This is a genomic window from Holdemanella sp., from assembly GCF_056804935.1.
The window spans coordinates 1-6,507 of sequence record NZ_DBMEXE010000080.1 but is presented as its reverse complement, the minus strand read 5'-3'; the positions used below and the strand labels follow the sequence as shown (position 1 = coordinate 6,507).

The following is a 6,507-nucleotide window of genomic DNA, read 5'->3' as shown; positions in this document are numbered from 1 at the left end:
CCCATCTCTACCCTTCGATATTATGATAAAGAAGGATTTTTCCCTCATTTAGTTCGCAAAGGCAATATTCGCTATTTCAGCAATCATGAAATTGAAGCTTTACACCTCATTGAGTGTTTAAAGAAATCTGGTCTTGGAATTAAAGAAATCAATCAATTCTTTAGTTGGGTTTCTGAAGGAAGTGCAAGTTTTGAAAAGAGAAAAGAGTTGTTTGAAGCTCGAAAAGAGGCTGTAGAAGCTGAAATCAAAAGTCTTCAAGAAACACTATCTTTATTAGAATTTAAATGTTGGTACTACTCAAAAGCTATGGAGGATGGTACAGAAGAATACATTCAAGCTATGCTTCCAGACAAGCTTCCAAGTGACATTCAAAAATTATATGATGCAAGTCATAAATAAGAAAATGGAGCAGATATATTCTGCTCCAAAGCTATTCAAAACCAGCTGGCTCGTTCTGATTTTGATTGACTGATTCTTAAATTTCAAACCATTTGATTTCACAAGCATCCAATTCAACTTCGAAACTTGTTCCATCACCCTTATACACGGTAGTTGTCTGTGGTTCATATGTATTATTGACAACACAGAAACTGTTTGTAGAAGGATATACGTTGATATCCACATTGTAGTTGTCGGAATACCAGCGTTTCATTTCTTCTTCTTTGTGTGCTGCAAAGAAGATTGCACGATACAATAGTCTTACGTTCTCAAAACTAAATGGAAGACCATTCATGTACACACCGCGACCTTTTCCATACTCATTTACAGCTAAATTAACATGTAGATCTTTTTCAGCCAAGATTTCTGTTTCAGGAAGAGCATATACATCATTTACACATTCTCCCCAATCTTCATGTTCTAATTGTTCTGTAATAAAGTGATTTGGATGTACTTGCCAATTGTATTTGTCTGTATGCATTGTGAAACCTAATTCTTTATCCACACCCAATACATCGTATAAAGTGAAGAATTTACCGTTGCGGTTGATAGCTGTTGGCTCACCAACACCGATAAATCCACCGCCCTGGTCTACATAACGACGAAGAGCTGTAATCACTGGTTCATCAAATTCGGCTCCACCACTAAAGCTTGTGTATGCAGAACCAATGTTCATCACAACGTCCATATCATCTAAGATGGTTGGATCTTTACGAATATCATCAAAACTAATGAAATGAACATCAAATGGGAAACCACTCAACGCCTCCATTACACCTGTATATGAATAGATTTGTTTGTACCAAATGGCATGGTGAACTAAGTGTGTTCCCCAACGACGAAGTTCTCCCCAACTATTAATTACACCCACTTTTAATAAGTTTAGTGGAACTTGTTGATTCACATGAGAATATAGCGTACGGAATTCGTCACATACCTTTTCAATATAATCAATGAATTCAGGGAAATCCAATGCCAATTTTAAATATCCACCATAACCAATACGATCGACTGGACTACGTAAAATAGCTCTACGAGCTGTTACCCAGTTAACCTTAGCTTCTTTTAATGGATCTCCATTTTCATGGAAAACATCTGGGAAGAAGTATGGTAAGAATCTTCCTTCTGTATACTTAACACCCTTAATATCGGAAATTAAACGAAGTGTTGTACCAGAACCAACCGATCCTACAACCGCATCCAATCCAATGGATTCAAAATATTTTCCAAATGGTTCTGTACCAATCCAGTGATCCCCTAAAAACATCATGGCTTCTTTTCCATATTCATGACAAATATCTACAAATTTCTTCGCTAATTTACTTACTTCACGCTGTTGGAAATCCATGAAATCACGATATTCCTTAGTTGGAACACAGAAAGTTGAGTTATTAAATCCTTTGTTGATAATATATTCAGCTCTAAATGGATAGCCCACTTCTTTTTCAAACTGTTCCAAAATATATGGAGATACAGAAGCACTATATCCAAACCAGTCTACAAATTTTTCACGTGCAAATTCATCAAATTGAAGCGTGAATTGGTGGAAGAAAGTTGTAAAACGAACAACGTCTACATCATCTCTTTCTTCACAGAATTTTCTAAATTTATCCAATACATACTTTTGTGTTTTAGGTTGTCGAACATCAAAAGTCATTTGATGTTCTTCACCCTTCCAATCATTCGTTAGAGCATTATACATATGCACAGGATCCCAAATCACAAATGCCAAGAAGCTTACGGTATACGCATGATACGGAATTGTATCATGAATAATCACTTCACCCGTTTCTTCATCATAATCCCAATTTGTGATGACATCATCCGTTGTACGATCAATAACTTCCCACCATCTGTGATTGTCTTTTGTGTTTGGCTTCAATTGATCCTTATAGAAATGCTGCATGATTTGAATCTTTAACTCGGTTGACTTTGCCGTCACAAAATCACTCATCAAATACATCTGTTGGATTTCATCTGGATTCGCCTTTGCCCACGCATTATCTTTTCTTGTCGTATAGTAAGTCGCATATTGCTTAATATCCATCTTACGCAATTCTTCTGGCATATCCGTTCCGTCACAGTCACGGATGGCATCGGCTTTCCATCGATTAATAATCTCAATTGTTGCATCAATTACATCAACATCTGTCGGTACAGTTACTCTGCCTGTTTCAATCATTTTATTTTCTCCTAAACTAGTCAATTCTATTTTCAGTTTCTATATCAAAGAAATGTATTTTTGATAAGTCCATTGTTAATTTAATTGTTGAATGTGCTTCTGGTTCCAAACGAGAATTTACTTTGGCACACATTTTTTGTCCATTTAAAGCACCATGCAAAATATATTCATGGCCCAATAGTTCAGCCACTTCAATTTCAAAATCAAAGTTAGCACTCGGATATGTATCAGCTACAATTCCCTCACCATGTAAATCTTCTGGACGAATACCCATGATAATTTCTTTTCCTTGGTAGCTAGAAAGTTTTTCTCTATACATCAAAGGAATTTCAATCTTCATATCTCCCACTTGGAAGAAACCATTTGTATACGTACCCTTCACAAAGTTCGTTGCAGGAGCACCCAAGAATCCAGCTACGAATAAGTTTGCCGGATTATTGTAAATTTCTTTTGGCGTACCAATCTGCTGGATATATCCACCCTTCATAACAACAATACGATCAGCCATAGTCATGGCTTCCGTTTGATCGTGCGTTACATAAATGGTAGTAGCTCCAATACGTTCATGAAGTTGAATGATTTCCGAACGCATTTGTACACGCAATTTCGCATCCAAGTTTGATAGTGGCTCATCCATTAAGAATACCTTCGCATTACGAACGATAGCACGACCCAAGGCAACACGCTGTCTTTGACCACCTGATAAAGCCTTTGGCTTACGATCCAAATAAGGCTCAATCTCTAAAATACGAGCTGCTTCATGCACACGCTTATCAATCTCTTCCTTACTATACTTACGTAATTTCAAGCCAAATGCCATATTCTCATATACACTCATATGAGGGTATAACGCATAAGACTGGAATACCATCGCAATATCACGATCTTTTGGTTCCACATCATTCATTCTTTTTCCATCAATGTAGAAATCACCGGCACTAATCTCTTCCAAACCAGCAATCATACGAAGTGTTGTAGATTTACCACATCCACTTGGTCCTACAAACACAATAAACTCTTTATCTTTAACTTCTAAATTAAAGTCAAATACAGCCTGAACATTGTTGTCATATATTTTATCAACATGCTGCAATGATAATTCTGCCATACTTCTTCCTCCTATTTATGTTTTCGATTGTATAGAAACAATAATGTTAGTAAGCCTGTCAATCCAACGATTTCAATCATTAAATTACGAACACTTACCGTCTTCTGTGCCCAAATGATCATACCTAAGAACACAAAGAATAATACGATCATAATTATGTTCATTACTTTATTTTCATCTCTCATAGTAGACACCTTACTCTTTCATTCCACCAATACTCATGCCCTGTGTAATCTTCTTTTGAACACAAATATAAAGAACTAACGTTGGAATCATAACAATTACCAACCCAGCATACATGACACCAAAGTTTGCCTGTGACTTCGCATCGGCCATTAAGTATTTAACACCAACGGCCAACGTCGCATTTTCTTTATCCATAAAAGTAAATGCGATAATATATTCATTCCAGAAAGCCAAGAATTGAAATAGGATAACCGTAATAATACTTGGTCTTGCCATGGGAATCATAATCTTTGTCATAGTCTTAAAGTAGCCACAACCATCAATGCGAGCCGCCTCTTCATATGCCTTAGGCAACGTTTTGAAATAACCCGTCAACAAATAGATTGTGAAAGGTAAGGCCGTTGCCGCATACACGACAGAAAGCCAGAACTTACTATTTAAGAAAAAGTCAAATCCAAGCTTAATATCCGCATTAAATAACATTAAGAAAATCGGCAAAACAATATAGTTCACATTTACGAAAAGTCCAGCCATGAAAAGTCCATTAAAGAATTTCTTTCCCACAAAATCAAATCGTGCTAAAACATACGATGCAGGAAGAGCCACCACCAATAAAATGACTAATGATAGTGCTGTTACAATGATTGTATTTAATAAATAATCACCCATTCTTGCCTTCACAAAGGCATCCGCAAAGTTTGACCACAATATTTGTTTTGGAAGATCAAATGGATTTCCACTCACCAATTCCAATTGCGATTTTAAAGATGCAAGGAATACCCAAACGATGGGTACAATAATCGAAATAGCTAATGTGATCAGTGCCACATAAACAAAGATCTTGTATAAAGGAAAATTACGTTTCTTCATATCTCATCCTCCTAATACTGTAATATATCACGTTCAGTGACCTTATTTATGATGGCGGATAAGGCAAATGAGAATACGAAGATACATACTCCAACGGCCATACCAAATCCGTATTTACCAGCGAACGCATTGTTGTACATATAGTTCAATGCCACTTCACTTCCTAGATTTCCCTCACTTGTCAATTGAACGAACATAAATGATAAGTTGATTGTAGAAATTACGAAGAAAGTTAAAGTTGTACGTATGTTATCCCAAATCAAAGGTAAAGTAATCATAAAGAACTGTCTGACTTTACTAGCCCCCTCAAGACTTGCAGCCTCATATAGGTTTTCTGGAATACTCGACATACTCGACATATACATAACCATATAATAACCAATGGCCTGCCATACAAGGGCACCAATAATAGAATAGTTAATAACAGCCGGATTTCCCATCCATTGTTGTTGTAAAGACGAAAGTCCAATCATACCGAAGAATGTATTTAAAATACCATTCGTAGGTTGATAAATAGCTGAGAAAATACCCGCAATAACAACAATACTCAAAATATTTGGAATGTAGAAAATAACACGGAAGAAGTTTTTTCCAACAAACTCTTCACGAGTTAATAATGTCGCAAACAATACGGCCAACACCAAAGTGATGATCGTGATCAATACAACATACAAGATTGTATTTTGCATAGCCTCAATAAAACGCATGTCGTTAAAAAGAACCTTAAAGTTGAAGAACCCGGCAAAAGTGGCGTCACTTACGAAATTGCTCTTTTTAAAGAATGCTGTCTTAAATACATCAATCGTTGGAATCACCATAAAAATGAAGACTAGAATAACGGCTGGTGCAAGACACGCAAATACGAAACGATTTTGTGCTTTCTTTTTATTCATGAGTTACCTCCCATCTCTTAAAAAGCGACGAGCAACAATTTGCTCATCGCTTTAAGTTTAATTATTCAGTTACAGCTTTGTTTTTAGATAATTTAACCCAAGCATCTGCTAATTTGCTTTGGTAATCTTTTGCAGTTAATTCACCAGTAGCTAAAGAATCAATTGAACCAAATACTGTTGCAGCACGGTCAAAGTCTGGTAAGTTATCTGTGTTGTAAGGAGCAAATGCACCTAATGCAGCAGAAGCAGTGTCATATACAGAGAAGAATTCTTTTGTATATCCATCTTCCATAGCCGCAATAGTGTCTGACATATGTGTAGTTGGAACAATGTTTCCACCTTCAGCCATGATCTTAACACCTTCATCAGAATAGATAAACTTCAAGAATGCTTTCGCATCATCTACGTTTTTAGCTTGAGCAGGAATCCATACTTGTTCAGTCATAGAACCAACGAAACGTTCACCATCTTTTTCTAATGCAGGCAATGGAAGTAATCCCCAGTGATAATCTTCAGGAGTTGTATCTGCCATTTCATTCACTACCCAGTCACCATTAGGCATGAATAATGCTTTTCCATCAATGACAGCCTGTTGGTTCATTGTGAAACCATCTTTCGCATTCGCATTTGAGACTGTATCAGAATATAAATAATCAGGACTTACTAATTTAGATAAAATATCGATAGTTTGTTTAGCACCATCTGTATTCCAAGCATCCTTGTCATAATTTAATACATTCGTTAATAATTCTTCTCCACCAGTTTCTTTCAACAATGCATTTAATGTGTTGTCAAAATAACCATTTGTTGGATAAGTAAATAATGCGATA

The 6,507-nt window shown here is 36.3% G+C and carries 7 protein-coding genes; 1 reads left to right on the top strand and 6 read right to left on the bottom strand.

From position 1 onward, the window contains the following. On the top strand, window positions 1–399 hold a 399-nt coding region (locus ACZQCL_RS05085; RefSeq protein ID WP_482482033.1), incomplete at its 5' end, for a MerR family transcriptional regulator. A 76-nt stretch (window positions 400–475) separates the two neighbouring features. On the opposite strand, the gene gnpA is transcribed toward ACZQCL_RS05085, so the two are convergent. The 6 genes from gnpA to ACZQCL_RS05055 form a co-directional block, all read right to left on the bottom strand. Beyond that, window positions 476–2,620 carry a 1,3-beta-galactosyl-N-acetylhexosamine phosphorylase gene (gene gnpA / locus ACZQCL_RS05080; RefSeq protein WP_256268555.1) on the bottom strand — a complete coding sequence of 715 codons (2,145 nt, stop codon included), beginning with the start codon at window positions 2,618–2,620 and terminating at the stop codon, window positions 476–478. Between the two features lie 16 nt (window positions 2,621–2,636). Next, window positions 2,637–3,728, bottom strand: a complete 1,092-nt coding sequence (locus tag ACZQCL_RS05075; protein WP_333671868.1) for an ABC transporter ATP-binding protein — start codon at window positions 3,726–3,728, stop codon at window positions 2,637–2,639. 11 nt (window positions 3,729–3,739) lie between these two features. Then, entirely contained in the window at window positions 3,740–3,913 is a 174-nt protein-coding gene (locus ACZQCL_RS05070; RefSeq protein ID WP_199519828.1) for a DUF6903 family protein, read from the bottom strand. 10 nt (window positions 3,914–3,923) lie between these two features. Continuing rightward, the gene (locus ACZQCL_RS05065) at window positions 3,924–4,784 is read right to left on the bottom strand and encodes a carbohydrate ABC transporter permease (RefSeq protein ID WP_329994549.1); all 861 of its coding nucleotides are present in this window, start codon (window positions 4,782–4,784) and stop codon (window positions 3,924–3,926) included. 11 nt (window positions 4,785–4,795) lie between these two features. Then, on the bottom strand, window positions 4,796–5,677 hold the full coding sequence (locus ACZQCL_RS05060; protein ID WP_118115301.1) for a carbohydrate ABC transporter permease: 882 nt from the start codon (window positions 5,675–5,677) through the stop codon (window positions 4,796–4,798). Window positions 5,678–5,738: 61 nt separating this feature from the next. After that, the coding region (locus ACZQCL_RS05055) for an extracellular solute-binding protein (RefSeq protein ID WP_482482029.1) at window positions 5,739–6,507 on the bottom strand (769 nt) is incomplete at its 5' end.

Excerpts from the sequence above, each read along its gene's own strand:
- ACZQCL_RS05075 (WP_333671868.1), bottom strand. The coding sequence starts at position 3,728 with ATGGCAGAATTATCATTGCAGCATGTTGATAAAATATATGACAACAAT.
- ACZQCL_RS05065 (WP_329994549.1), bottom strand. The coding sequence starts at position 4,784 with ATGAAGAAACGTAATTTTCCTTTATACAAGATCTTTGTTTATGTGGCA.
- gnpA (WP_256268555.1), bottom strand. The coding sequence starts at position 2,620 with ATGATTGAAACAGGCAGAGTAACTGTACCGACAGATGTTGATGTAATT.
- ACZQCL_RS05060 (WP_118115301.1), bottom strand. The coding sequence starts at position 5,677 with ATGAATAAAAAGAAAGCACAAAATCGTTTCGTATTTGCGTGTCTTGCA.
- ACZQCL_RS05070 (WP_199519828.1), bottom strand. The coding sequence starts at position 3,913 with ATGAGAGATGAAAATAAAGTAATGAACATAATTATGATCGTATTATTC.